Source organism: Bradyrhizobium sp. Pa8, from assembly GCF_052588265.1.
On the sequence record NZ_CP176767.1, the window covers coordinates 2,707,337 to 2,733,170 of the forward strand.

The 25,834-nt window shown below is 64.5% G+C and carries 20 protein-coding genes; 14 read left to right on the top strand and 6 right to left on the bottom strand.

All coding sequences use genetic code 11. From position 1 onward, the window contains the following. Positions 1-139: 139 nt before the first annotated feature. Both ACKWRH_RS12310 and ACKWRH_RS12315 read right to left on the bottom strand, forming a co-directional pair. Positions 140-1,876 carry a protein kinase domain-containing protein gene (locus ACKWRH_RS12310; RefSeq protein ID WP_445222382.1) on the bottom strand — a complete coding sequence of 579 codons (1,737 nt, stop codon included), beginning with the start codon at positions 1,874-1,876 and terminating at the stop codon, positions 140-142. Positions 1,877-1,931: 55 nt separating this feature from the next. Then, positions 1,932-2,771 carry a formate/nitrite transporter family protein gene (locus tag ACKWRH_RS12315; protein ID WP_445220741.1) on the bottom strand — a complete coding sequence of 280 codons (840 nt, stop codon included), beginning with the start codon at positions 2,769-2,771 and terminating at the stop codon, positions 1,932-1,934. 674 nt (positions 2,772-3,445) lie between these two features. Between ACKWRH_RS12315 and ACKWRH_RS12320 the strand changes: the two genes are divergently transcribed. The 11 genes from ACKWRH_RS12320 (at position 3,446) to ACKWRH_RS12370 (ending at position 17,009) form a co-directional block, all read left to right on the top strand. Next, the gene (locus ACKWRH_RS12320; RefSeq protein ID WP_445220742.1) at positions 3,446-4,756 is read left to right on the top strand and encodes a CmpA/NrtA family ABC transporter substrate-binding protein; all 1,311 of its coding nucleotides are present in this window, start codon (positions 3,446-3,448) and stop codon (positions 4,754-4,756) included. A gap of 61 nt (positions 4,757-4,817) precedes the next feature. After that, on the top strand, positions 4,818-5,714 hold the full coding sequence (ntrB, locus tag ACKWRH_RS12325) for a nitrate ABC transporter permease (protein WP_445220743.1): 897 nt from the start codon (positions 4,818-4,820) through the stop codon (positions 5,712-5,714). 13 nt (positions 5,715-5,727) lie between these two features. After that, positions 5,728-6,522 carry an ABC transporter ATP-binding protein gene (locus ACKWRH_RS12330; RefSeq protein ID WP_014497013.1) on the top strand — a complete coding sequence of 265 codons (795 nt, stop codon included), beginning with the start codon at positions 5,728-5,730 and terminating at the stop codon, positions 6,520-6,522. Between the two features lie 337 nt (positions 6,523-6,859). Continuing rightward, the gene (locus tag ACKWRH_RS12335; protein ID WP_247307902.1) at positions 6,860-8,251 is read left to right on the top strand and encodes an MFS transporter; all 1,392 of its coding nucleotides are present in this window, start codon (positions 6,860-6,862) and stop codon (positions 8,249-8,251) included. A gap of 121 nt (positions 8,252-8,372) precedes the next feature. Beyond that, the gene (locus ACKWRH_RS12340; protein ID WP_445220744.1) at positions 8,373-8,801 is read left to right on the top strand and encodes a globin family protein; all 429 of its coding nucleotides are present in this window, start codon (positions 8,373-8,375) and stop codon (positions 8,799-8,801) included. 10 nt (positions 8,802-8,811) lie between these two features. Then, positions 8,812-10,029 (top strand): NAD(P)/FAD-dependent oxidoreductase, encoded by a 1,218-nt coding sequence (locus ACKWRH_RS12345; protein ID WP_445220745.1) that lies wholly within the window; start codon positions 8,812-8,814, stop codon positions 10,027-10,029. Between the two features lie 14 nt (positions 10,030-10,043). Then, positions 10,044-12,749, top strand: a complete 2,706-nt coding sequence (locus tag ACKWRH_RS12350; protein WP_445220746.1) for a molybdopterin-dependent oxidoreductase — start codon at positions 10,044-10,046, stop codon at positions 12,747-12,749. A gap of 245 nt (positions 12,750-12,994) precedes the next feature. After that, on the top strand, positions 12,995-13,891 hold the full coding sequence (locus ACKWRH_RS12355) for an SMP-30/gluconolactonase/LRE family protein (RefSeq protein ID WP_445222383.1): 897 nt from the start codon (positions 12,995-12,997) through the stop codon (positions 13,889-13,891). 8 nt (positions 13,892-13,899) lie between these two features. Further along, on the top strand, positions 13,900-14,739 hold the full coding sequence (locus ACKWRH_RS12360; RefSeq protein ID WP_445220747.1) for an aldo/keto reductase: 840 nt from the start codon (positions 13,900-13,902) through the stop codon (positions 14,737-14,739). A gap of 188 nt (positions 14,740-14,927) precedes the next feature. Beyond that, positions 14,928-15,869 (top strand): DMT family transporter, encoded by a 942-nt coding sequence (locus tag ACKWRH_RS12365; protein ID WP_208089336.1) that lies wholly within the window; start codon positions 14,928-14,930, stop codon positions 15,867-15,869. 60 nt (positions 15,870-15,929) lie between these two features. Next, positions 15,930-17,009, top strand: a complete 1,080-nt coding sequence (locus tag ACKWRH_RS12370; RefSeq protein ID WP_445220748.1) for a zinc-binding dehydrogenase — start codon at positions 15,930-15,932, stop codon at positions 17,007-17,009. 108 nt (positions 17,010-17,117) lie between these two features. Here the strand turns inward: ACKWRH_RS12370 and ppk2 are convergent, their stop codons facing one another. After that, positions 17,118-18,038 carry a polyphosphate kinase 2 gene (gene ppk2 / locus ACKWRH_RS12375; RefSeq protein ID WP_445220749.1) on the bottom strand — a complete coding sequence of 307 codons (921 nt, stop codon included), beginning with the start codon at positions 18,036-18,038 and terminating at the stop codon, positions 17,118-17,120. 211 nt (positions 18,039-18,249) lie between these two features. Continuing rightward, complete coding sequence (locus ACKWRH_RS12380) at positions 18,250-18,711, bottom strand: Lrp/AsnC family transcriptional regulator (RefSeq protein WP_445220750.1); 462 nt, start codon at positions 18,709-18,711, stop codon at positions 18,250-18,252. Between the two features lie 134 nt (positions 18,712-18,845). Between ACKWRH_RS12380 and ACKWRH_RS12385 the strand changes: the two genes are divergently transcribed. Together ACKWRH_RS12385 and ACKWRH_RS12390 are read left to right on the top strand one after the other, a co-directional pair. Next, positions 18,846-21,209: a transketolase gene (locus ACKWRH_RS12385; RefSeq protein ID WP_445220751.1), complete on the top strand. Its 2,364-nt coding sequence runs from the start codon at positions 18,846-18,848 to the stop codon at positions 21,207-21,209. Between the two features lie 269 nt (positions 21,210-21,478). Beyond that, positions 21,479-22,909 (top strand): aldehyde dehydrogenase family protein, encoded by a 1,431-nt coding sequence (locus ACKWRH_RS12390; RefSeq protein ID WP_445220752.1) that lies wholly within the window; start codon positions 21,479-21,481, stop codon positions 22,907-22,909. 280 nt (positions 22,910-23,189) lie between these two features. On the opposite strand, the gene ACKWRH_RS12395 is transcribed toward ACKWRH_RS12390, so the two are convergent. After that, positions 23,190-24,158 (bottom strand): SMP-30/gluconolactonase/LRE family protein, encoded by a 969-nt coding sequence (locus ACKWRH_RS12395; RefSeq protein WP_247307926.1) that lies wholly within the window; start codon positions 24,156-24,158, stop codon positions 23,190-23,192. A gap of 91 nt (positions 24,159-24,249) precedes the next feature. Here ACKWRH_RS12395 and ACKWRH_RS12400 point away from each other — a divergent pair, with 91 nt between their 5' ends. Then, positions 24,250-25,074 carry an NAD-dependent epimerase/dehydratase family protein gene (locus ACKWRH_RS12400; protein WP_445220753.1) on the top strand — a complete coding sequence of 275 codons (825 nt, stop codon included), beginning with the start codon at positions 24,250-24,252 and terminating at the stop codon, positions 25,072-25,074. A 171-nt stretch (positions 25,075-25,245) separates the two neighbouring features. Here the strand turns inward: ACKWRH_RS12400 and ACKWRH_RS12405 are convergent, their stop codons facing one another. Further along, positions 25,246-25,800 carry a hypothetical protein gene (locus tag ACKWRH_RS12405; RefSeq protein ID WP_445220754.1) on the bottom strand — a complete coding sequence of 185 codons (555 nt, stop codon included), beginning with the start codon at positions 25,798-25,800 and terminating at the stop codon, positions 25,246-25,248. Positions 25,801-25,834: the final 34 nt, after the last annotated feature.

Sequence of the window (25,834 nt, forward strand, 5' to 3'; positions counted from 1 at the left end):
TCAGCGACTTCCGCAACCCACGCACAATCTCTCTTGCGAAACGCAGCCGGTCCATACATGTGGGTCACCAGCCGCAATGCTCTGACGAATGATCATGTTTCCGCTTGGCCTCCAGAAGCCGACGTCTGCGCCTCATGCCCTACCGCGCGTGCAGCAGCGCCAGTAGCACGACAACCGCGCAGGCCAGCGCCGCCGTGGTCAGCTTCCAGAACATCAGCGGGCTGCGCTCCAGGAGCGGCGTGATCCGTGTGTCGAGATAGGCCGGATTGGGCGTGCGAAGCTCGAAGACGAATTCGGACAGATCCTCGTGCCGCTTGTAGGGATCGGGATGGAGCGCGCGCCTGAGCGCGCCGTCGACCCAGGCCGGCACGTTGCGGTCGCCGTCGGCCGGGCGATATTGCAGTCTCCGCACGTCCGCCTTGCGCCGGATCCTGGCGATCTGGGTGCCATAGGGAAGCTTTCCCGTCAGCATCTGGTAACAGATCACGGCCAGCGAAAACATGTCGGAGCGCGGCGAGCCACCTTGCCCAAGAAAATACTCCGGCGCCGTGTACTGGACCGTTCCCAGGATGTCGTCGGCCTCGTCTCGCGGCGCCGCCTCCGCGACGCCCGCGACCCTGACCGATCCGAAGTCGATGATCTTCGCGGTGCCGGTCTTGTCGATCAGGATGTTGTCGGGCCTGAGGTCCTGATGCAGCATTTCCATGCGGTGGAAGGCGCGCAGCCCCGCGGCGATCTGCTCGACCAGTCTGCGGACCGTTTCCAGATCGGGGCGCGGATTGTCGGTCATCCACTGCTTCAGCGTCTGCCCTTCGACGAATTCGGTCGCGACGTAGAGGTAGCTGCGCCGTCGCGACTGCGACAGCGGTTTGAGCACATGCGGGCTGTCGATCCGTCGCGCGATCCACTCCTCCATCAGGAAGCGCTTGAGATAGGCGGCATTGTCGCGCAAATCGATCGACGGCAGCTTGAGCGCGACCGGCGCCTCGGTCTCGGCGTCGACCGCGAGATAGATATGACTGCGGCTGCTGCCGTGGATTTCGCGGACGATCCTGTAGCCATCGAAGACCGCTCGCGGCTCCGGCAACGGAGGAAGCGGCAGTTGTGACGTCTGATTGAAGATGCCGGCCGGCTCGCGCTGCGGCACCGCGTCGATGCGCAGGATCTGGACGGTGATGTTGTCGTCGCTGCCGCGCCGGTAGGCTTCCTCGACGATCGCCTTTGCCGCCCCGTCGAGCTCGGCTGCGTGCTCGCCGAGTGCGCTGGTGATGAAACGCTGGTCGACGAATTCATAGGCACCGTCGGTCGCCAGGATAAAGGTGTCGCCGGCCTCGATCTCGAAAGTCTGGTAGTCGATCTCGAGCTGCGGATTGATGCCGAGCGCGCGGCCGAGATAGGTCTGCTCCGACGACACGATGATGCGGTGATCGTCGGTCAGCTGCTCGAGCGCCTTGCCGGCGACGCGGTAGACGCGACAGTCGCCGACGTGGAAGATGTGCGCCGTGGTCGCCTTGATGACCATGGCGGTCAGGGTGCAGACATAGCCCTTGTCGCGATCATAGGCATATTGGCTCTTGCGCGTCTGCGCGTGCAGCCAGGAATTGGTCGCGTCCAGCACGCGGCGGGCGGAGGTCTTCACCGTCCAGGATTCCGACGTGCAGTAATAGTCCATCAGGAAGCTCTTGACCGCCGACTCGCTGGCGATCTGGCTCACCGTGCTGCTGGAGATGCCGTCGGCGAGAACGGCCGCGATGCCCTTCAGGCTGAGGAGCGGCTCTTCCGGAATCAGGACGCCGTGAAAATCCTGATTGACGGGCTTGCGCCCCTTGTCGGAGTGCTGGCCGACAGAGATCAGGAGTCCGCGGGTCATCGTCATCACCAGGCGAAGGGAGCCTCACCCTGGTCGGGCGAGGCTCCTCTGTCGAGACGTATCAGGCCGCAACGCGGGTCGGTGCGGCCTTGCCGGCCTGACGCTTCGGCAGGGTCATGACGTGCGTGGTGTAGAGAGTCATGCCGGTGAAGGCGAGGCCGCCGACGAGGTTGCCGAGCACGGTCGGGATCTCGTTCCAGATCAGATAGTCCAAGATCGAGAACTTTGCGCCGAGCAGCAGCCCCGACGGGAACAGGAACATGTTCACGACGGAATGCTCGAACACCATGTAGAAGAAGACCAGGATCGGCATCCACATCGCGATGACCTTGCCGGGGACCGAGGTCGAGATCATGGCGCCGACGACGCCGGTCGAGACCATCCAGTTGCAGAGCATGCCGCGCAGGAACAGCGTCGCCATGCCCGCCGCGCCGTGCGCCGCGTAGCCGAGCGTCCGGCTTTCCCCGATGATCCCGATGGCGGTGCCGACCTTGTCGGGGGCCTGCGTGAAGCCGAACGTCGTGACGAAGGCCATCATGAAGGCGACGGTGAACGCGCCGGCGAAGTTACCGACGAACACCAGGCCCCAGTTGCGCAACACGCCACCGAGCGTGACGCCCGGACGCTTGTCGATCAGGGCGAGCGGCGAGAGCACGAACACGCCGGTCAGGAGATCGAAGCCCAGGAGGTACAGCATCACGAAGCCGACCGGAAACAAGAGGGCGCCGATCAGCGGCTGGCCGGTGTTGACGTTGATCGTGACGGCGAACCATGCGGCGAGTGTGAGGATGGCGCCGGCCATGTAGGCGCGGATGATGGTATCCCGGGTGGACATGAAGATCTTGGACTCGCCCGCATCCACCATCTTGGTGACGAATTCCGAAGGCGCGAGATACGACATCAATGGTTCCTTTTGCTTCGTAAGTGAGAGCGACACGCCCTCGGGAGAGCGCGGCTGAACGTCATGGGACGTGCGGGCTGGCCTGCCGCACGCGAGCTATGGAAAGTCTGGAAGCCTTGGGAATCGCGTCACGACGACTGAGCCGGGAAGGGCCGCGAAGCAGTTGAGCTTCCGGATTGCAGCCGCCAGAGGCTGCAACAATGCGGCAAGCCGCAGTCTTCGTTGACGTCGGTGAAGAAGCAAGTTGCGTGCCGCCTGGGCCTGTTTGAAAAGACCAGCGATATCAAATGGATGTCGCACGCGTTCAACTGACTTTTGCGAACGCACGGCCTTTTGCTTGGGCGGCTGCATAAGATTTGTGCGGCGCACAAGGAATGAGCAATCCGCAAATTCCGCGTGCGCAGCGAGCCTGCGACAGTCTGGCGCGGCATCTATAACCCATTCATTTTTCGATGTTTTTCGGAGTGGCAGGCTTGGCATGAAGCTTGAATCATTCAAGCCGACGCCATTGAAGCCGTCCCGCGAGACTTCTCATCCGATTTGCCGACGCCACCAGACGGGGGTCTCCCCCGCCATGCGTTCGCATGCGCCTCCTTCAGGCGTCACGGACGGACGGGCCGCTCGCGCGCACTGACGCCATCAATTCTGCAACGATGCAAAGGACGACACTGCCTATGACCAAGCGCACCCGCCAGCCCTCGGGCCTGAGCCGCCGTCAATTGTTGAAGGCCGCCGGCAGCACCGCCGCACTTCTCGCCGCCGCAAAACTCAATTTCCCCGCCGGCGCCTTCGCGCAGGACGCAGGCCCCGAGGTCAAGGGCGCCAAGCTCGGCTTCATCGCGCTCACCGACGCAACCCCGCTGTTCGTCGCCAAGGAGAAGGGCATCTTCGCCAAATACGGCATGCCCGACGTCGAGGTGCAGAAGCAGGCCTCCTGGGGCACCACGCGCGACAATCTCGTGCTCGGCTCCGAAGGCAACGGCATCGACGGCGCGCACATCCTGACTCCAATGCCGTACCTGATCTCCTCCGGCAAGGTGACGCAGAACAACCAGCCGACGCCGATGTACATTCTGGCGCGCCTGAACCTGAACGGTCAGTGCATCTCGGTCGCCAAGGAATATGCCGACCTCAAGGTCGGAATCGACACCGCGCCCTTCAAGGCGGCGCTGGAGAAGAAGAAGGCCGGCGGCAAGGCCGTGAAGGCCGCGATGACCTTCCCGGGCGGCACGCATGATCTCTGGATCCGCTACTGGCTCGCCGCCGGCGGCATCGATCCCGACAAGGACATCGAAACCATCGTGGTCCCGCCGCCGCAGATGGTCGCCAACATGAAGGTTGGCACCATGGACTGCTTCTGCGTCTGCGAGCCCTGGAACCTGCAGCTCATCCATCAGGAGATCGGCTACACCGCGATCACCACCGGCGAGCTCTGGGACAAGCATCCCGAAAAATCGTTCGGCATGCGCGCGGCCTGGGTCGACAAATATCCGAAGGCGGCGAAGGCGCTGCTGATGGCGGTGATGGAAGCCCAGCAATGGGCCGAGAAGGTGGAGAACCGCGAGGAGGCGGCGGTGATCTGCGCCAAGCGGCAATGGATCAACTGCCCGGTCGAAGACATCACCGACCGCATGAAGGGCAAGTTCGATTACGGCACCGGCCGCGTCGTCGACAACTCGCCGCAGCAGATGCGGTTCTGGAAGGACCAAGCGTCCTATCCGTTCCAAAGCCACGACCTCTGGTTCCTCACCGAGGACATCCGCTGGGGCAAATACGAGGCCGGCGTCGACACCAAGGCGCTGATTGCCAAGGTGAACCGCGAGGACCTCTGGAAGGATGCGGCCAAGACGCTGGGCGTCGCGGCCGCCGATATCCCGGCCTCGACCTCGCGCGGCAAGGAGACCTTCTTCGACGGCAAGGTGTTCGATCCCGAAAATCCGGCTGCCTATCTGAAGTCGCTCGCGATCAAGCGCGTCGAAGTCTGATGGAGCTCGCGGCCACCGTCAGGCGGCCGCGTCGTCCTTTGAAGCCGGAGAGGGATTTTCAATGAACATGCCTGCCACGAAGATTGAGGTTGAGACCGCAACGCCTGCGGGTGCTGCCGCGCCGGTCGTCGCGATGACGCTCAAGCGTCCGCCGCGCGCCGAGACTTACGCCCGCATCGCCAGGGAGACCGCCGTGCGCGTGATTCCGCCGCTGGTCGTGATCGCGCTGCTGACGCTGGTGTGGGAGCTGGTGTGCCGCCGCGCCGGCTCGGCACTGCCGCCGCCGTCAAAGGTGTTCAAGGACACCAAGGAATTGATCTTCGATCCGTTCTTCGATCATGGCGGCATCGACAAGGGCCTGTTCTGGCATCTCTCCGCAAGCCTTCAGCGCGTCGCGCTCGGCTATTCGCTCTCTGCCATCGCCGGCATCGCGCTCGGCGTGCTGGTCGGGCAGTCGGTCTGGGCGATGCGCGGGCTTGATCCGCTGTTCCAGGTGCTGCGCACCATCCCGCCGCTGGCCTGGCTGCCGCTGTCGCTCGCGGCATTCCGCGACGGCCAGCCGTCGGCGATCTTCGTCATCTTCATCACCTCGATCTGGCCGATCATCATCAACACCGCGGTCGGTATCCGCAACATCCCGCAGGACTACCGCAACGTCGCCGCGGTGGTGCAGCTCAACCCGCTCGAGTTCTTCGGCAAGATCATGATCCCGGCGGCGGCGCCCTATATCTTCACGGGCCTGCGCATCGGTATCGGCCTGTCCTGGCTCGCCATCATAGCAGCCGAAATGCTGATCGGCGGCGTCGGCATAGGCTTCTTCATCTGGGACGCCTGGAATTCCTCGCATATCAGCGAGATCATCCTGGCGCTGTTCTATGTCGGCATCGTCGGCTTCGTGCTCGACCGCCTGATCGCGGGCGTCGGCAAGATCGTCACCCGCGGCACGGCGCAGAACTGAGGGAGAAGGGCACATGACCGCCTATCTGAAGCTCGACCATATCGACAAGGTCTTTACCCGCGGCGCCGCCACCACGGAGGTGCTGAAGGACATCAACCTGACGATCGAGAAGGGTGAATACGTCTCGATCATCGGCCATTCCGGCTGCGGCAAGTCGACCCTGCTCAACATCATCGCAGGCCTGACCGGCGCCACCACCGGCGGCGTGCTGCTCGAGAACCGCGAGGTCAACTCGCCGGGTCCCGATCGCGCCGTGGTGTTCCAGAACCACAGCCTGCTGCCGTGGCTGACCGTCTACGAGAACGTCAAGCTCGGCGTCGACAAGGTCTTTGCCAGGACCAAGTCCCGCGCCGAACGCGACGCCTGGGTCATGCACAATCTCAACCTGGTGCAGATGGCCCACGCCAGGGACAAGCGTCCCTCGGAAATCTCCGGCGGCATGAAGCAGCGCGTCGGCATCGCCCGGGCGCTGGCGATGGAGCCGAAGGTGCTGCTGCTCGACGAGCCGTTCGGCGCGCTCGACGCGCTGACCCGCGCGCATCTGCAGGACTCGGTGATGGCGCTGCATCAGAAGCTCGGCAACACCATTCTGATGATCACCCACGACGTCGACGAGGCGGTGCTGCTATCCGATCGCATCGTCATGATGACGAACGGGCCGAGCGCGCGCATCGGCGAGGTGCTGGAGGTGCCGCTCGCACGTCCCCGCAAGCGGCTCGATCTCGCGACCAATTCCACTTATTTGAAGTGCCGCCACCGCGTGCTCGAATTCCTCTACGAGCGTCATCGCTTCGTCGAGGCCGCGTAAACGAAGGTTTAACGTGGAAGATCAGCGCGCCTAAATAATCGACACCTCGCTCAATCCTTGTGCGCCGCACAAGGATTGAGCGAATCGCAAGATTTGCGAGCGAAATACACATGCCGGAACTTCGGGCAATACGAATAAGCTCCTGAATTCCCTGTATTTCCCGAACGCGCGCAATTGGCACGGAAATTGAAATGTCAATTTGCGACGCCAACGACGACGTCCCTCAACATCATCAATCAGCATCGTGAACTCGCCACCGGGGCTTGGCCTCGGCGCGCGCCTCCATGCGGAGGCAGAGCCTGCAACGACGCAGCGGTGAGCCAAGAAGGGATTATCAATGACGACGAATCCGACTCGAAATCCGACGTGGATTTCTGATTGGCGCCCCGAAGACGAGGCGTTCTGGAATGCGGGCGGCAAAGTGATCGCCCGGCGCAACCTGATCTGGTCGATCGTGGCCGAGCATATCGGCTTCTCCGTCTGGCTGATCTGGAGCATCGTCACCACCAAGCTGCCGCAGGCGGGCTTCCACTACACCACCGACCAGCTGTTCCAGCTCGTGGCGGTGCCAGGGCTGATCGGCGCATTGATGCGCTTCCCCTATACGTTCGCGGTCACGACTTTCGGCGGCCGCAACTGGACCATTTTCAGCGCGGCTGTCCTGTTCATCCCGACGCTGTCGCTCGCCTATTTCGTCAGCCAGCCCGACACCCCGTTCTGGCTGATGCTGCTGATTGCATCGACCGCGGGTCTCGGTGGCGGCAATTTCGCCTCCAGCATGACGAACATCTCCTTCTTTTTCCCTGACCGGATGAAGGGATGGGCGCTGGGGCTGAACGCGGCGGGCGGCAATATCGGCGTCTCCAGCGTGCAGCTGCTGACCCCGATCCTGATGACGCTCGCGGTCATCAACCTGTTCCAGGCGTCCCCCGTCGACGGCATCTTCCTCCAGAATGCCGGCCTGATGTGGGTGCTGCCGATCGCGATCGCGGTGTTCGGCGCGGTGTTCTTCATGAACAACCTGACCACGGCCAAGTCGTCGATCAAGAACCAGCTTGCCGTCGTCAAGCGCAAGCACACCTGGATCATGGCGTATCTCTATATCGGCACGTTCGGATCCTTCATCGGCTACTCGGCGGCGTTCCCGCTGCTGATCAAGACGCAGTTTCCGGCGATCTCGATCTCCATCGCGTTCCTCGGGCCGCTGGTCGGTTCGCTGTCGCGACCGCTCGGCGGCTTGCTCGCCGACAAGATCGGCGGCTCCATCCTCACCTTCTGGAACTTCATCGCGATGGCGGGCGCCACCGTCGGCGTGCTCTACTTCGTCGGGCACAAGGACTTCACCGGCTTCCTTGCGATGTTCCTGATCCTGTTCGTGACGACGGGCATCGGCAACGGCTCGACCTACCGCATGATCCCCTCGATCTTCCGCGAGCAGAACCTGTTCAGGGTGCGCGGCAAGGGCGATGCGGCGCGCGCGGCGGCCTTGAAGACCGCGAGCATCGAGAGCGGTGCGGCGGTCGGCTTCATCGGCGCGATCGGCGCCGTCGGCGGCTATCTGATCCCGACCGGTTTCGGCAAGTCGATCGCCATGACCGGTGGTCCGTCGCTCGCGCTCGCGATCTATCTCGCTTTCTACGCCTCCTGCCTCGGACTGACCTGGTGGTTCTACCTGCGTCGCAGCCCGCAGGGTGAGGGCGCGTCAAGCCTCGCGGAAGCGCGAGTCTGAGTTTGGCACGAATGTCGCTTCTCCCCGTACGCGGGGAGAAGACTCTCTGATGACGTTTGACCCATGAACCTTGTTCGCAACGGCGCGGACAAAGGCAGACCGAAACAGACAGGAGAACATCATGACTTCAGAACAGATCACCCTCGTCCAGCAGAGCTTTTCCAAGGTCGCGCCGATTTCAGAGGCGGTCGCGGTGCTGTTCTACGATCGCCTGTTCGAGGTGGCGCCGTCCGTGCGCGCGATGTTTCCCGAGGACATGACCGAGCAGCGCAAGAAGCTGATGGGCATGCTCGCCGCTGTCGTCAGCGGCCTGTCGAAGCTCGAGACGATTCTTCCCGCGGCCTCGGCGCTCGCCAAGCGTCATGTCGCCTATGGCGCCAGGGCCGAGCACTATCCGGTGGTCGGCGCGACCTTGCTCTGGACCCTCGAGAAGGGCCTCGGCGAGGCCTGGACACCCGAACTCGCCACGGCCTGGACCGACGCTTACGGCGTGCTGTCCGGCTACATGATTTCCGAGGCCTACGGCGCGCAGGCGCAGGCAGCCGAATAGGAGATGGATTGTGAGTGAACCGCTGGTCATCGTCGGTAACGGTATGGCGGCCGCGCGTCTGGTCGACGAGCTCGCCAAGACCTCGCTTGGCCGCTACGCGGTTGCGGTGATCGGCGAAGAGCCGCGGCTCGCTTACAACCGCGTGCTGCTCTCCTCCGTGCTGGCCGGCGAGACCGGCTCGCACGAGATCGAGCTGAGGCCGGCAGACTGGTGGCGCCATCGCGGCGTCACCGTGCGCTACGGCTATCGCGTCACCGAGATCGACACCGGCCGCCGCGAGCTGAAGATCGAAGGTGAAGAGAGCGTCGAATATTCCAAGCTCGTGCTCGCCACCGGATCGATGCCGCTGCGGCTCAACGTGCCGGGCGCCGATCTCACCGGGGTGCACACCTTTCGCGATACGCGCGACGTCGATCTGCTGCTGACGCTCGCTGCGGCGAAGAAGCGCGTCGTCGTGGTCGGCGGCGGCCTGCTCGGGCTCGAAGCGGCCTATGGCCTTGCGAAAGCCGGCGCGCCGGTGACGCTGCTGCACCTGATGGACCGGCTGATGGAGCGCCAGCTCGATTTGCCGGCGGCCGACCTGCTGAAGACGCTGGTCGAGCGCAAGGGCGTCCGCATCCTGCTCAATGCATCCACCGCCCGCATTCACGGCGAGGGCCATGTCGAAGCCGTCGAGCTTGCCGACGGCACGCGCATCGAGGCGGATGCCGTGATCTTCGCCGCCGGCATCAGGCCGAATGTGGCGCTTGCCAAAGACGCCGGCATCGCGGTCAACCGCGGCATCGTCGTCAACGACGAGATGCAGACGGCCTCGCCCGACATCTACGCGCTCGGCGAATGTGCCGAGCATCGCGGCACCTGCTACGGCCTGGTCGAGCCCGCTTACGAGCAGGCGCGCGTGCTGGCGCGGCATCTCGCCGGCCGTCCCGCCGCCTATCAGGGCAGCGTGGTCTCGACCAATCTGAAGGTCTCGGGCGTCAGCGTCTTCTCCGCCGGCGACTTCATGAGCGGGGACGGCAGCGAGAGCCTGGTGCTGTCAGACCGCAGGCGCGGCGCCTACAAGAAGCTCGTGATCGCCGACGGCCGGCTCACCGGCGCGGTGCTGATCGGCGATACCGCCGATGCGCTCTGGTATCTCGAGCTGATCCGCAATCGCGACAAGGTGGCGGCGATCCGCACCGACATGATGTTCGGCCGCGCGCTGGCGCATCCCTCCAAGGCGGCTTGATAAGGCAGCTCGATATGACGGCGATCGATCCCACGCTCCGCGCCACCAAGACGACCTGTCCTTATTGCGGCGTCGGCTGCGGCGTGCTGGCGACGCCCGACGGCAACGGTGGCGCGGCGATCGCGGGCGACCCGGATCATCCCGCCAATTTCGGCCGGCTGTGCTCGAAGGGCTCGGCGCTCGGCGAGACCGTCGGGCTGGTGAGCCGGCTGCTCTATCCGATGATCCGCTGCAAGGGCGTGCTTGAGCGTGTCGCCTGGAGCGATGCGCTCGACCACGTCGCCCATCGCATGCAGCACATCGTGGCGCGCGACGGCGCCGATGCGGTCGCGTTCTACCTCTCGGGTCAGTTGCTGACAGAGGATTATTACGTCGCCAACAAGCTGATGAAGGGTTTTGTCGGCACCGCCAATGTCGACACCAATTCGCGGCTCTGCATGTCGTCCTCGGTCGCCGGCCACCGCCGCGCCTTCGGTGCGGACACCGTGCCGGGCTGCTACGAGGACCTCGACCAGGCTGACTTGCTCGTGTTCGTCGGCTCGAATGCGGCCTGGTGCCATCCCGTGCTGTTCCAGCGCATGCTGAAGAACCGGCAGGAGCGCGGCGCGCGCATGATCGTGATCGATCCGCGCCGTACCGACACGGCCAGCGACGTCGACCTGTTCCTCGGCCTCAAGCCCGGCACCGACACCGCCTTGTTCTCCGGCCTGTTCGTCCATCTCGCTGACAATGGCGCGCTCGACCAGGATTACATCGCGCAGAACACGTCGGGCTTCGATGACGCGCTGGCGCGCGCACGCAACATCGCCGGCAGTGTCACCGCGACCGCGCTGGCGACGGGCCTGTCCGAACAGGACGTCGCGGCCTTCTTCAAGATGTTCCGCGACACCGAGCGCGTCGTCACGCTCTATTCGCAGGGCGTCAACCAGTCGGCGCAGGGCACCGACAAGGTCAACGCGATCCTGAACTGCCATCTCGCCACGGGGCGTATCGGCAAGCCGGGCGCCTCGCCGTTCTCGCTCACCGGCCAGCCGAACGCGATGGGCGGCCGCGAGGTCGGCGGCCTCGCCAACCAGCTCGCCGCGCATATGAACTTCACCCCGCCGGATATCGATCGTGTCAGGCGCTTCTGGAAGGCGCCGCGCATCGCCACCCATGAAGGGTTGAAGGCGGTGCAGCTGTTCGAGGCGATCAACCGCGGCGAGGTCAAGGCGCTGTGGGTGATGGGCACCAACCCGGCGGTGTCATTGCCGGACGCGGACGTCGTGCGGGAAGCGCTGAAGAAGCTCGAGCTGTTCGTGGTCTCCGAGAACGTGCTCTCCAACGACACGGTCGAGGCCGGCCCGCATGTGCTGTTGCCGGCGCTTGCCTGGGGCGAGAAGTCGGGCACGGTGACCAACTCCGAACGCCGCATCTCGCGCCAGCGCTCGTTCCTGCCGGCGCCGGGCGAGGCGCGGCCGGACTGGTGGATTCTGAGCGAGACCGCAAAGCGGCTCGGCTTCGGCGACAGCTTCAATTACAAATCCGCTGCCGATATTTTCCGCGAGCATGCCGCGCTCTCTGCTTTCGAGAACGACGGCAGCCGCGATTTCGACATCGGCGCGCTGACGGCACTCTCGGACGAGGCCTTCGACGCCTTGAAGCCGGTGCAGTGGCCGGCGCGCGAAGGAGAGGTGTCAGGCGAGCGCTTCTTCGCGAACGGCGGCTTCTTCACCAATGACGGCAAGGGCCGCTTCGTCGCGCCGGACGTGCCGTCACTGCGCGGCGAGACCGGACCGTCGCGTCCCCTGCGGCTCAACACCGGACGTATCCGCGACCAGTGGCACACCATGACGCGCACGGGGCTCAGCCAGCGTCTCGGCGCGCATCTGCCGGAGCCGTTCGTCGAGATCCACCCGGATGATGCCAGCAAATTCGGCATCGTGCATGACGGCTACGCCCGCATCACCACCGATTACGGCCAGTGCATCCTGAAGGTCGTCGTCAGCGACCGTCAGCAGCGCGGCACGCTGTTCGCGCCGATCCACTGGAGCGCGACGAACGCCTCGCACGGCCGCGTCGGCGCGCTCGTGCAGTCCTTCACCGACCCGTTCTCGGGCCAGCCGGAGTCGAAAGCCACGCCGGCGGCGATCTCGCCTTATGAATACGTCTTCCGCGGCTTTGCGCTGTCGCGCAAACAGCTCGATCTGCCGCCGAACCTGATGTGGACCCGTGTCACGGTTACGGGCGGCTTCGGCTATCTCTTCGCCGACAATGCGGATCTGTCGCGCTGGCCATCCTGGCTCGACGGCGTCGCCGGCGAGGACGTCGCCGACTATCGCGACTTCGGCGGCGGCGTTTATCGCGCGGCCTCGTTCGCGGGCGACCGCATCGAGACCTGCCTGTTCGTCGGCCCCGCGCATGATGCCGGCGACTGGGAGGTGGTGAAGAGCCTGTTCGTGGCCGATCACGTCACCGACGAGCAGCGCCGCATGCTGCTGTCAGGCAAATCGACGGAGGGCGCAGCCTCGACCGGCCCCATCGTCTGCGCCTGCTTCGGCGTCGGCCGCGGCACCATCTGCGACACCATCGCCGGCGGCGCGCGCACGGCGGCCGAGATCGGCGTCAAGCTCAAGGCCGGCACCAATTGCGGGTCATGTATCCCCGAGCTGAAGCGGCTGATCGCGACGACGGAAGTCGTGGCGGTGAAAGAGGCCAGGCTCGCGGGAACTGTGGGCTAGGTCCGGCTCTCTCCATCGTCATTGCGCGCGCAGCGAAGCAATCCAGAGTCTTTCAGCGGAGGGATTCTGGATTGCTTCGCTGCGCTCGCAATGACGGCGTGGAGGCAGTTTTGCGCGACAGCCACTCCGGGGATCCCCGGCGCGCCCATCTTCCCAACGCAGCCATGCCCCCGCCCCAATCGACGCGCCTTCGATTGTGCCCTATGTTGCCGCGATCCCCCTCCACATGCACAAAAACAACAATGATGTACCTGGAAACGCCGCCGCGCCTGATCGAAACCAAGATCTTCTCCGCCATGCCCGACCAATTCCGCCGCAAGGGCGTGCGGAGCGATTGGGCCGATGCCAACCGGCCGGGTGTGCCGACCGACAGCTTCATCGAAGGGCCGTCGTTCGACAAGGACGGTCACCTCTACATCGTCGACATTCCCTTCGGCAGGATCTTCCGCATCGCGCCTGATGGCGAGTGGTCGCTCGTGATCGAGTACGACGGCTGGCCGAACGGATTGAAGATCGCCGCCGATGGCCGCATCCTCGTGGCCGACTACATGCACGGCATCATGGAGCTCGACGCCGGGGCAGGGCGCATCAGGCCCATCCTGACTGCGCGCAATTCGGAATCGTTCCGTGGCTGTAACGATCTGCATCTCGCCTCCAACGGCGACATCTTGTTCACCGATCAGGGCCAGACCGGCCTGCACGACCCAAGCGGCCGTGTTTATCGCCTGACGCCGGGCGGTCGGCTCGATTGCCTGCTCGATACCGGCATCAGCCCGAACGGCCTGGTGCTCGACCCCAGCGAAACCGTGCTGTTCGTCGCCATGACGCGCGACAATGCGGTGTGGCGGTTGCCGTTCATGAAGGACGGCAGCGTATCGAAGGTCGGCCGCTTCTGCTCGCTGTTCGGCACCAGCGGTCCTGATGGCATGACCATGGATGCGGCCGGTCGCCTGTTCGTCGGCCACGCCTCGCTCGGCCACGTCTTCGTGTTCGCGCCGAACGGAGAGCTGATCGCGCGGATCAAGTCGTGCGCGGGTCCGAGCTGCACCAATGTCGCCATTGGTGGCGTCAAGAAAGATCGGCTCTATATCACGGAGTCAGGGACCGGCAGCGTGCTGGTTGCGGATATCAGCGGATTGTGAGCTTTGACATGAACACAAAACCCTTCGGCAAGACCGGCGCGAACGTCTCCGTCATCGGGCAGGGCACCTGGTATCTCGATCATGGCGACCGCAAGCGCGCGATCGCGGCGCTTCAGCGCGGGCTCGATCTCGGCATGACCCACATCGACACCGCCGAGATGTATGGCGATGCCGAGCTCGTCATCGCGGATGCAATCGCAGGCCGCCGCGATGAGGTGTTCCTCGTCTCGAAGGTGCTGCCGAGCAACGCCTCGCGCGGCGGCACCATCACGGCGTGCGAACGCTCGCTGAGGCGGCTGAAGACCGATCGCCTCGACTGCTATCTGCTGCACTGGCGCGGTTCCTATCCGCTCGAGGACACCGTCGCCGCGTTCGAGGAGTTGGTGAAGGCCGGCAAGATCAAATCCTGGGGTGTCTCCAATTTCGACGCCGACGATCTCGACGAAATTCTCGACGTCTCCGGCGAAGGCCGCATCGCGTGCAATCAAGTGCTCTATCATCTCAAGGAGCGCGCGATCGAGCATGTGGTGATCCCGTGGTGCGAGACGCATGGCGTCGCTGTCGTCGCATACTCTCCGTTCGGCCACGACGATTTTCCCGCAAGCAACAGCAAGGGAGGCGCGGTGCTGGCACGCATCGCGGAGGGGCGTCGTGTGACGCCGCGTCAGGTCGCGCTGAGCTTTCTCACCCGTGCAACTACGGTGTTCGCGATCCCGAAGGCTTCGTCCGCGGAACATGCTGCTGAAAATGCGGCGGGCGGCGATCTCGTGCTGACGAAAGACGAGATTTCTGCGCTCGATGCGGCGTTTCCGCGCGGTCCGAAGCCGCGCAGTCTGCCCATGTTGTAGTGCACAAACGCCTATTATTAATGGAGTATTGACGCGCGGGGGCGTCAGCGCATATCGGCATCCTGTTTTCGGAAGTTGTGAAAGCGGCGCATTTGTCGTTTTTTACGATCGTTCCCGAATCGTAGTTTTCCCAGGTTCCAGCCGTGACACCGCCGCCCGCCGCAGCCGCAAGGCTCGACAGTATTCCCATGCCCGTGCCGGAGAAGAAGCAGGAAGCTCGCCGCGCGCCTGCGCGCGTCGATCATCCCTTCAAGGGCATCGCGCTGGTGCTGCTGTCGACGGTATTCCTCGGCTGCTCCGACGTCACCGCAAAGTATCTGTCGACGAGCCTGCCCTCGATCGAGATCACCTGGATCCGCTTCGTCACGTTCGCGCTGATGTTCACGCCGGTGATGCTGCCGGGCTCGCCGCTGCATGCGATGCGCACCGATCGCCTCGGCCTGCAGCTGATGCGGGGCGTAGCGCTGCTCGGCTCGTCGTTGTTCTTTATCACCGGTCTCCGTTTCCTCCCCATCGCGGAAGCCTCGGCCACCGGCTTCGTCTCGCCGCTGTTCGTCACCGCGCTGTCGATCATCTTCCTGAGCGAGAAGGTCGGCATGCGCCGCTGGATCGCGACCGCGATCGGTCTCATCGGCGTGATGATCATCCTGCGTCCGGGCTCCAATGCGTTTCACGCCGCCGCGTTCTTCCCGATCATCTCGGCATTCTGCTGGGCCGCTGCGCTGATCCTGACGCGCATGATGAGCGGGCGCGAAGCCGTCCTCACCACCATGGCCTATTCGGCGCTCACGGGCGTTGCGATCCTCAGCCTGATGGTGCCGTTCGTCTGGGTGACGCCGAGCTGGACCGCGATCGGGCTCGGCATCGTGATCGGCGTCGCGTCCACCGTGGGCCAGTGGATCATCGTGCTGGCCTATCGTTACGGCGATGCCTCGGTGCTGGCGCCGTTCTCGTACACGCAGTTGCTGTGGGTCAGCATTCTGGGCTTCTTCCTGTTCGGCGAAGTGCCTGATATCTGGACCGTCACTGGCGCTGCCTTCATCGTCGCCAGCGGTCTCTACATCGCCCATCGCGAGCGCATCCGCCGCGCCCAGCTGCTGGTGCTGGAAGAGCGCTCCCCGAACCCCTGACGCAAGTTCGCGCGTCCCGCTTCGTGCTATCAACGGTTCCAACAACTCGGGAGGAGCCGGATGCGCGCTGCGATTTTCAGGAACGGTGAGATTGTCGTCGACCGGATGGCCGAGCCGAAGCCGGGCCCCGGCCAGGTGCTGGTCAGGACGCTCGCCTGCGGCATCTGCGGCTCCGACCTTCATGCGCGCCAGCATGCCCCCCGCATGGCGGAGATGGCGAAGAAGACCGGCCGCAAGCCGATGGACCTCACCCGTGACGTCGTGTTCGGCCATGAGTTCTGCTGCGAGATCGTCGATTACGGTCCCGGAACTGCGCGCAAACTCAAGCCCGGCGCCCGTGTCTGCTCGCTCCCGGCGCTGGTGACGCCGCAGGGCATCGAGGGCATCGGCTATTCCAACGACAATATCGGCGGCTACGCCGAGGCGATGCTGCTCAGCGAGCCCCTGCTGCTGGAGGTGCCCAACGGTCTCGCGCCGGAACATGCGGCGCTGACCGAGCCGCTCGCCGTCGGCGTCCACGCCGTGGCGAAAGCCAACATCCGGGGCGGCGAGGTGCCGCTCGTGATCGGCTGCGGCCCGGTCGGCCTCGCGGTGATCGCCGCGCTGAGGATCAGGGGCCTGCATCCGATCGTCGCGGCCGACTATTCGCCGGCGCGGCGTGCGCTCGCGGCAAGGCTTGGCGCCGATATCGTCGTCGATCCCAGGGTGTCGCAACCCTACGCGACCTGGGCCGAGCACGCGCAGATGTCGGAGGCCGAGAAGGCGGCGCGGCCGCCGTTGCAGGCCATGCTCCCGGCACTGAAGCCCGCAATCATCTTCGAATGCGTCGGCGTGCCGGGCCTGTTGCAGCAGGTGTTCGAGGGCGCCCCGCGCGACGCGCGCATCGTGGTGGTCGGCGTCTGCATGGAGAGCGACAGGAGCGAACCGATGCTCGGCATCATGAAGGAGCTCAACGTCCAATATGTGCTCGGCTATACGCCCGATGAGTTCGCAGCGTCACTGCGCCTGATCGCCGACGGGCAGGTGGATGCGGCGGCGATGGTCACCGCCGAGGTCGGCCTCGACGGTGTCGCCAAAGCGTTCGCTGATCTCGCCAACCCCGAGGTGCACACCAAGATCATCGTGCAGCCGTGGCGATGACGGTGCCGTAGCGCCGTAGGGTGGGCAACGTGCCCACCATTCTCACCACGAACGCGGACGCATGGTGGGCACGGCGCTACGCGCCTTTGCCCACCCTACAAGACCTCATCAATATTTCGACGGCACATACATCTCCGGCGGAATCGGGCCGCGGTGATAGTCGGGGTTGCGCACGCGCGGCGGCAGCACCACGGGCACGCGGGCGACCTCCTGGTACGGCATCTGGCTGAGCAGATGCGCGATGCAGTTGAGGCGGGCGCGCTTCTTGTCGACGGCGTCGACGATCCACCACGGCGAGTCCGGCAGATGCGTGTGCTCCAGCATCGTCTCCTTGGCCTTGGTATACGCCTCCCAGCGGCTGCGCGCCTCGACGTCCATCGGGCTCAGCTTCCACTGCTTCAGCGGATCCCTGATGCGCATGCTGAAGCGGAACTGCTGCTCGTCGTCGGTGATCGAGAACCAGTATTTGACGAGAGTGATGCCGGAGCGGATCAGCATCCGTTCGAACTCCGGCACCGTCTTGAAGAATTCCTGGTACTGTTCGTCGGTGCAGAAGCCCATCACACGCTCGACTCCGGCGCGGTTGTACCAGCTGCGGTCGAACAGCACGATCTCGCCGCCGGCCGGCAAATGCGACACGTAGCGCTGGAAATACCATTGCGTGCGCTCGCGCTCGCTCGGGGCGGGGAGCGCCGCGACGCGGCAGATGCGGGGATTGAGCCGCTGGGTGATGCGCTTGATGACGCCGCCCTTGCCGGCGGAATCGCGGCCTTCGAACAGCACCACGACCTTCTTCTTCTCGCTCTGTACCCAGTCCTGGAGCTTGACCAGTTCGCCCTGGAGGCGGAGCAATTCCCGGAAATAAAGCCTGCGATCCACCGTCGGGCGGAGCGCGTCCGTCTCGTCCAGCAGCTCGTCGAGCCTGCTGTCATCGAGCTCCATCTCCAGCTCTTCGTCGAGATCGTCGGTCATTTCCCGGATGATGCGCTCGCGTTTGGCCATTTCAGGGGTGCGGTCGGATGCGGTCATGGCTGAGGCTCTCGGGTGGGGACGGTTGTCAAATGACCATCGGTGCCCTTTGTTTCATCCATGTGACAACGTCGCCTTTTGCGACCTCGGAATGAACTGCCCGGAACCGCTCCGTCCGCCGTCATTGCGAGCGGAGCGAAGCAATCCAGTACTCCTCCGCGGAGGCAGTCTGGATTGCTTCGTCGCGAGGGCTCCTCGCAATGACAGGCTGTCACACCGGCAGCGCGATCGAATACTTCACCTGGCTGAGCGCAAAGCTCGACTCGATCGAGGCGATGCCGTCGAGCCGGGTCAGCTTGGTCTTCAGGAAGGTCTCGTAGGAGGCGAGGTCGGCCGCGACGACGCGCAGGAGATAGTCGCGGTTGCCGGTCATCAGATAGCACTCCAGCACCTCGTCCCATTTCGAGATCGCGCGGGCGAAACGATTGAGATCCTCCTCCTTCTGCCGCGCCAGCTTGATCGAGATGAAGACGCTGACATGCAGCCCCAGCGCCTTCTGGTCGACGGTCGCAATGTAGCGGCTGATGACCTCGCGCTCCTCCAGCAGCTTGACCCGGCGATGGCAGGGCGACACCGAGAGCCCGACCTTGTCGGCCAGCTCCTGCATGGTCAGCCGGCTGTCGTTCTGGAGCAAAGCGAGGATTTTCCGGTCGATGGCGTCGAGGTCTGGCATTGGGATGAAACCTGTCTGAAGTGCTGATCCATTGGTAAAGTATCCCAATATTTGGAGGTATGGCGCGAAAAATTGAGAAGTTTGGCGCCGCCCGCAGGCGTATCATCGGAAGACCTGTTTCCGGGAGCATTGCCATGCCCGTCGATTCCGCCCGTCTGGACACATTGACCGCCCTTAGCCGCAAGGCGCTGTGGCTGTCGTCCTGGACCATCCACCACGCCAACCACATCCGCGCCAACGCGGACGGGCTCAAGGTCGGCGGGCACCAAGCCTCGTCCGCCTCGCTCGCCACCATCATGTCGGCACTGTATTTTAGCGTGCTGCGGCCGGAGGATCGCGTCGCGGTAAAGCCGCATGCGAGCCCGGTGTTCCACGCCATCCAGTACCTGTTCGGCCGGCAGACGCGCGAGAAGCTGGAGAACTTTCGCGGCTTCAAGGGCGCGCAGTCCTATCCCTCGCGCACTAAGGATGTCGACGACGTCGATTTCTCCACGGGGTCGGTCGGCCTCGGCGTCGCGCAGACGCTGTTCGCCTCGCTGGTGCAGGACTACGTCAAGGCGCATGGCTGGATGAAGGATCGCCGCGAAGGGCGGATGATCGCCCTCGTTGGCGATGCCGAGATGGACGAAGGCAACATCTTCGAAGCGCTCGCCGAAGGCTGGAAGCACGGCCTGCGCAACACCTGGTGGGTGGTCGATTATAACCGCCAGTCGCTCGACGCCGTCGTGCGCGAGGGGCTCTGGGAAAAGTTCGAGACCATGTTCCGTAATTTCGGCTGGGACGTGGTGATCGTGAAATATGGCCGCCTGATGCGCGAGGCCTTTGCCGAGCCGGGCGGCGAGGCGCTTAAAGCTTGGATCGACAATTGCCCGAACGCGCTCTACGCCGCGCTGTGCTTCCAGGGCGGCGCGGCCTTCCGCAAGCATCTGCACGACGAGATCGGCGATCAGGGCCCGATCACAATACTCATCGATAAGCGCAGCGACGAGGAGCTGCTGGCGCTGATGTCGAACCTCGGCGGCCACGACATGGCGAGCATGCTGGAGGCATTCGAGTCCATCGATCACGATCGCCCGGTCTGCTTCATCGCCTACACCATCAAGGGCGTCGGCCTGCCGTTCCAGGGCCACAAGGACAACCACGCCGGCCTGATGACGGTCGCACAGATGGAGAAATATCGCGACAGCCAGAACATCCGGCCGGGCCACGAATGGGACAAGTACGAGGGCCTCGCGCAGGACGCTGCCGAGCTCGACGCCTTTCTTGCGCGCGTGCCGTTCAACCAGGACGGCCGCCGGCTGACCGCGCCTGTTATCGAGGTGCCCCAGCAACTCGCGTTCAAGCCGTCGCCGCAGATGTCGACGCAGCAGGGCTTTGGCCTCGTGCTGAACGAGATCGCGCGTGGCGACGACGAGCTGGCCAGACGCATCGTCACGACCTCGCCCGACGTCACGGTCTCGACCAATCTCGGCCCGTGGGTGAACCGGCGCGGCCTGTTCGCGCGGGGCGAGAAGGCGGACTTATTCCGCAGCGAGAAAATTCCGTCCACGTTCAACTGGGACTTCTCGCCCAAGGGCCAGCATCTCGAGCTCGGCATCGCCGAGATGAACCTGTTCATCATGCTCTCGGCACTCGGCCTGTCGCACCAGATCAATGGCGAGCGGCTCTTGCCGGTCGGCACGCTCTACGATCCCTTCATCGAGCGCGGCCTCGATGCGCTGAACTACGCCTGCTACCAGGATGCGCGCTTCATGGTGGCAGCGACGCCATCGGGCATCACGCTGGCGCCTGAAGGCGGTGCGCACCAGTCGATCGCCACGCCGTTGATCGGCATGGCGCAGGACGGGCTCGCCTCGTTCGAACCGGCCTTCGTCGACGAGCTCGCCGTGATCATGGCTTGGGGCTTCGAGCACATGCAGCGCGATCCGGGCGAGGGCGGCTCGGTCTATTTGCGGCTCTCGACGCGCAGCATCGAGCAGGCGCAGCGGATCATGACGCCGGAGCTTGCGCAGGGCATCACCGACGGCGCCTATTGGTTGCGCAAGCCGGGGCCTAATGCCGAACTCGTGATCGCCTATACCGGCGCGGTCGCGCCCGAAGCGATCGAGGCGACCGGCTTCATCGGCGAGAGCCGCCGCGACATCGGCCTGCTCGCGATCACCTCGGCGGATCGTCTGCATGCGGGTTGGACCGCTGCGCGGAAATTGCGGCGCGATCGGCGGGGTGTGCAGCATCTCAGCCACATCGAAAAGCTGCTCGCGCCGCTGCCGCGCGACTGCGGCATCGTGACCGTGATCGATGGCCATCCCTCCGCGCTCGGCTGGCTCGGCAGCGTCCGCGGTCATCGCGTCGAGGCGCTCGGCGTCGAGCAGTTCGGCCAGACCGGCACGATTGCGGACCTCTACCGCCATTACGGCATCGATGCGAACGCCATCATCGATGCGGCGGAAAGCCTCACCACCGGCGCGCCGGTGCTGCACCGGAAGATGGCGGTGTAGTCGAGGTAACTGCCCTGTCATTCCGGGGCGACGCGTAGCGTCGAGCCCGGAATCCATACTCCCGATCGTGGTTATGGATTCCGGTCCCGCGCCAAGTGGCGCGTCCCGGAATGACACCTGAGGGAGCCTTGCCTCGTTCCCGCCATCGGCTCATATATCCTCCGTCCGCCGCAACGCTGGCCCCGCATATGGCGGGTTCAATTGCCGGCGCTTTCGTGCAAGGATGCCTGCCGAAACGCCCCCACCAAGCCCCCAAGAAGAGGTTTACGATGGTCAATCGCATGCAATTCTACATCGACGGCGCCTGGGTCGATCCCGCCGTCAAGAAGTCCACCGCCGTGGTCAATCCCGCGACGGAAGAGGCGATGTACGAGGTTGCGCTGGGCTCCAAGGCCGACGTTGACAAGGCCGTCACTGCTGCCAAGCGCGCCTTTGCGACCTTCTCCCAGACCAGCCGCGAGGAGCGCGTCGCACTGCTCACGAAAGTCATCGAGGTCTACAAGGGCCGCCTCAAGGAGATCGGTGCCGCCGTCTCCGACGAGATGGGCGCGCCGCTGCCGATGGCGGAGAAGCTCCAGGCCGGCGCCGGCCTCGGCCACCTCATGACCACGCTCGACGTGCTCAAGAACTACCATTTCGAGGAGCCGGTCGGCACCGCCATGGTGCTGCGCGAGCCGGTCGGCGTGGTCGGCATGATCACGCCCTGGAACTGGCCGCTGAACCAGATCGCCTGCAAGGTCGCGCCTGCGCTTGCCGCCGGCTGCACCATGATCCTGAAGCCGTCGGAGTTCACCCCGACCTCGGCGCTGATCTTCGCGGAAATCCTCCACGAAGCCGGCGTGCCGAAGGGCGTGTTCAACCTCGTCAACGGTCTCGGCCCCGAGGTCGGCGCCGCCATGAGCGAGCATCCCGACATCGACATGATCTCGTTCACCGGCTCGACCCGTGCCGGCATTGACGTCGCCAAGCGCGCGGCTCCGACCGTGAAGCGCGTCAGCCAGGAGCTCGGCGGCAAGTCGCCGAACGTCATCCTCGAAGGCGCCGACCTCACGAAGGCGGTGACCGGCGGCGTGATGCACATGTTCAACAACTCCGGCCAGTCCTGCAACGCGCCCTCGCGCATGATCGTGCCGCTGTCGAAGATGAAGGAAGTCTCCGCGATCGCGAAGGCGGTCGCCGACAAGACCAAGGCGGGCGATCCGCGCGCCGAAGGCACCACCATCGGCCCGGTCGTCAACCGCGGCCAGTGGGACAAGATCCAGGCGCTGATCAAGAAGGGCATCGACGAGGGCGCAACGCTCGTCGCCGGCGGCCCGGGCCTGCCCGAGGGCGTCAACAAGGGCTTCTATGTCCGTCCGACCATCTTCGCCGACGTCACCCCCGAGATGACGATCGCCCGCGAAGAAATCTTTGGACCGGTGCTCACCATCATCGGCTCCAAGGACGAAGCCGACGCGGTGCAGATCGCCAACGATACGCCGTATGGCCTTGCCGGCTACGTCACGGGTGCTTCGGTCGACGACGCCAAGCGCGTCGGCCGGCAGATCCGCGCCGGCAACGTCAACCTCCAGGGCGTGCCCAACGACCGCACCGCGCCGTTCGGCGGCTACAAGCAGTCCGGCAACGGCCGCGAGTGGGGCAAGTACGGCCTCGAGGATTTCCTCGAAGTGAAGGCGGTTGCGGGCTTCAACGCGGCGTAAGTTTTTTCACCTGAACAAGCGTGACGCCGGAGCGGGAAACCGCTCCGGCGTTTTTGTTTGGGGCCCGTCATTGCGAGGGGCGGAGCGACGAAGCAATCCAGACTGTTTCCGCGGAGAGATTCTGGATTGCTTCGCTTCGCTCGCAATGACGGAGGAGAGACTTCGTAGGGTGGGCAAAGGAGTGTAAGCGACGTGCCCACCATCTCTCCGCAAATCCGTCTCGCGGATTGGTGGGCACGCTTCGCTTTGCCCGCCCTACGAGACCGTCGCTGTGGAGAGCCTATCCCCCCACCGCACCCTGCGTGTTCACATACAGCGCGTAGATCGACTGGCTCGCCGCCATGAACAGACGGTTGCGCTTGACGCCGCCGAAACAGAGATTGGCGCAGCGTTCGGGCAGCGCGATGCGGCCGATCATGACGCCGTCGGGCGCGAACACCACGACGCCGTCGAGCTCGGGATCGCCCATGCCCCAGCCGCACCAGAGATTGCCGTCGATGTCGCAGCGCATGCCGTCCGGCGTGCCCGGGCCGGCATCGATGTGGACGCGCTTGTTGGAGATCGTGGTGCCGTCGGGCGAGACGTCATAGGCGAGGATTTTTCGGTTCGGCACGCCGCGCGATTCCACGACATACAGAATCTTCTCGTCGGGCGAGAAGCACAGCCCGTTGGGACCGAGCACGCCCTCGGCGACGATGGTCGCCTTGCCCGTTGCAGGGTCGAGCCGATAGACGTTTGGCTCGATCTCGGGCTCCGCCTTGTAGCCTTCGTAATTGCCGAGCAGGCCGAAGGTCGGATCGGTGAACCAGATCGAGCCGTCGGACTTCACCACGACGTCGTTCGGCGAGTTCAGCCGCTTGCCGCCAAAGGAGTCCATCAGGACGGTGATGCTGCCGTCATATTCCGTGCGCACCACGCGGCGGCCGCCATGCTCGCAGGTGACGAGCCGGCCCTGACGATCCCTGGTGTTGCCGTTGGCGAAATTCGAGGGCTTTCGGAAAACCGAGACGGTTCCGGTCTCCTCCTCCCATTTGATGATGCGCTGGTTCGGGATGTCGCTGCACAAGAGATACCGCCCGTCACCGAACCATACCGGACCCTCGGCCCAGCGCAGGCCGGTCGCCAGCCGCTCCACCGCCGACAGCTTCAGCCAGTATTTTTCGAAGCGGGGGTCCAGTGCTTTTATCGCCGGATCGGGGTAATAGGTCGCCGGCCGCCAGCCTTGAGTGTGGGACGATGCATCGTTCATGTGCAGGTCTCTTTGTTGCGTTCCCTCTGTCCAAGTCTGCTAGCATCAGTTATCTACGGCCGCAAATCGGTCACCACAGGCGAGGGAAGACATGCCGCGTATTTTGATGACGGGAGCTTCGGGCGGAATCGGCTCGAGCCTGCGAAAGCTGCTGCCGCCGATCTATCCGGATCTCCTGCTCTCCGACATCAAGCCGCCCGCCGATCTCGGCGCGAACGAACAATTCAAGGCGGCGGATCTCGCCGATCTCGCGCAGTGCGAGGCGATCTGCGAGGGCGTCGACGGCATCATCCATTTCGGCGGCTATTCGGTGGAAGGCACCTGGGACCAAATCCTCCAGGCCAACATCATCGGCGGCTACAATTTGTTCGAGGCCGCCTACCGCAAGGGCGTCAAGCGCGTGGTGTTCGCCTCGTCCAACCACGCCGTCGGCTTCTATCCCCGCCACCACAAGATCGGGACCGACGTCACCCCGCGCCCCGACGGCCGTTATGGCGTCAGCAAGGTGTTCGGCGAGGCCGTCGGTGCGCTCTACGCCGACAAGCACGGCTTGAAGGTGACCTGCCTGCGCATCGGCAATTTCGGCGACATGCCGCTCGACCAGCGCCGGCTCTCGATCTGGCTGAAGCCTGACGACCTCGTGCAGCTCTGCCGCATCGGGCTCGAACATCCCGACATCCATTTCGAGGTCTTCTACGGCGCCTCCCTCAACGAGCGCGCCTGGTGGGACAACCACCGCGCCTACGAATTCGGCTATCGCCCCACCGGCCGCGCCGAGGATTTCCGCGAGCACGCGATGGCCGAGCAGGCCAAGCTGAAGCCGGATCCGGTCGGCGACCACTATCAGGGCGGCGCGTTCTGCAGCAACGAGTTCGACGGCGACACGAGCCGGATCATCGATTGGAATAAGCGGTAAGGTGCGCGCTCGCCAATTCCTGACAATTGCCGGGGCCGGGCCTAGCGCCCGGCTTGCGGCTCAAGACGGGCCATTGTCGTCGGTCAACGCATGTGCGCGGAGCGCCGGCGCAGATCATCCGTGACGTGCTCGGACAATTGGGGCCCGTGTGATTGCATTGCTTATCGCACGTCATTTCGCAACGCGCGCTTCCTGCTTCTTGGTCACATGCCAGAGCACCACATGGTAATGCGGCACATCCACGCCGGGGTGACCCGGGTTGAAGTAGAGGCTGACGTGATCGACTGGTCGCGCTGAGCCCGCCCCCTCCAATGACTGGTGATCGTCGATGTCCTTGTTCGGGACCATGTACACGGTCGCCACCAGACGATCCCTGCGATCGAAGCACAGGAACGGCCCCAGAGGCAAAGTGTCGGGCTTGACGAAGATGATGCCGAGGCCCGGAAAGAACTTCGGGAAGGTCACGAGATCGCTGACCCGTTCGTATCCATTTTTTTCGGCGAGCTTCCGCTGATTTGGCGGCGGACGAACGACTTCGTGCTTTCTGCGCGCCTTGCTGCTTCGGTGAGGGGTTGTCCTGGTTTGCTCAACCTCGTCGGCCGGTGGCGCGGTGGCCGGTGCGAGCGTCGGCGGCCAGAAGGGAGCAAATTGGGCGGCAGGCCTTCTCACGTCGGCGATCAAGACGAGTACCGCAACCAGGGCTGCGATCACCAGCGCGTTGCGCATCGACACCTCCCGAGGTTTGCTTGCCAAGGTTTGC

What these genes read in the sequence shown, in the direction of transcription:
- ACKWRH_RS12310 (WP_445222382.1), bottom strand. Translation starts at nt 1,876, where the DNA reads ATGACGATGACCCGCGGACTCCTGATCTCTGTCGGCCAGCACTCCGAC.
- ACKWRH_RS12315 (WP_445220741.1), bottom strand. Translation starts at nt 2,771, where the DNA reads ATGTCGTATCTCGCGCCTTCGGAATTCGTCACCAAGATGGTGGATGCG.
- ACKWRH_RS12320 (WP_445220742.1), top strand. Translation starts at nt 3,446, where the DNA reads ATGACCAAGCGCACCCGCCAGCCCTCGGGCCTGAGCCGCCGTCAATTG.
- ntrB (WP_445220743.1), top strand. Translation starts at nt 4,818, where the DNA reads ATGAACATGCCTGCCACGAAGATTGAGGTTGAGACCGCAACGCCTGCG.
- ACKWRH_RS12330 (WP_014497013.1), top strand. Translation starts at nt 5,728, where the DNA reads ATGACCGCCTATCTGAAGCTCGACCATATCGACAAGGTCTTTACCCGC.
- ACKWRH_RS12335 (WP_247307902.1), top strand. Translation starts at nt 6,860, where the DNA reads ATGACGACGAATCCGACTCGAAATCCGACGTGGATTTCTGATTGGCGC.
- ACKWRH_RS12340 (WP_445220744.1), top strand. Translation starts at nt 8,373, where the DNA reads ATGACTTCAGAACAGATCACCCTCGTCCAGCAGAGCTTTTCCAAGGTC.
- ACKWRH_RS12350 (WP_445220746.1), top strand. Translation starts at nt 10,044, where the DNA reads ATGACGGCGATCGATCCCACGCTCCGCGCCACCAAGACGACCTGTCCT.
- ACKWRH_RS12355 (WP_445222383.1), top strand. Translation starts at nt 12,995, where the DNA reads ATGTACCTGGAAACGCCGCCGCGCCTGATCGAAACCAAGATCTTCTCC.
- ACKWRH_RS12360 (WP_445220747.1), top strand. Translation starts at nt 13,900, where the DNA reads ATGAACACAAAACCCTTCGGCAAGACCGGCGCGAACGTCTCCGTCATC.
- ACKWRH_RS12365 (WP_208089336.1), top strand. Translation starts at nt 14,928, where the DNA reads ATGCCCGTGCCGGAGAAGAAGCAGGAAGCTCGCCGCGCGCCTGCGCGC.
- ACKWRH_RS12370 (WP_445220748.1), top strand. Translation starts at nt 15,930, where the DNA reads ATGCGCGCTGCGATTTTCAGGAACGGTGAGATTGTCGTCGACCGGATG.
- ppk2 (WP_445220749.1), bottom strand. Translation starts at nt 18,038, where the DNA reads ATGACCGCATCCGACCGCACCCCTGAAATGGCCAAACGCGAGCGCATC.
- ACKWRH_RS12380 (WP_445220750.1), bottom strand. Translation starts at nt 18,711, where the DNA reads ATGCCAGACCTCGACGCCATCGACCGGAAAATCCTCGCTTTGCTCCAG.
- ACKWRH_RS12385 (WP_445220751.1), top strand. Translation starts at nt 18,846, where the DNA reads ATGCCCGTCGATTCCGCCCGTCTGGACACATTGACCGCCCTTAGCCGC.
- ACKWRH_RS12390 (WP_445220752.1), top strand. Translation starts at nt 21,479, where the DNA reads ATGGTCAATCGCATGCAATTCTACATCGACGGCGCCTGGGTCGATCCC.
- ACKWRH_RS12395 (WP_247307926.1), bottom strand. Translation starts at nt 24,158, where the DNA reads ATGAACGATGCATCGTCCCACACTCAAGGCTGGCGGCCGGCGACCTAT.
- ACKWRH_RS12400 (WP_445220753.1), top strand. Translation starts at nt 24,250, where the DNA reads ATGCCGCGTATTTTGATGACGGGAGCTTCGGGCGGAATCGGCTCGAGC.
- ACKWRH_RS12405 (WP_445220754.1), bottom strand. Translation starts at nt 25,800, where the DNA reads ATGCGCAACGCGCTGGTGATCGCAGCCCTGGTTGCGGTACTCGTCTTG.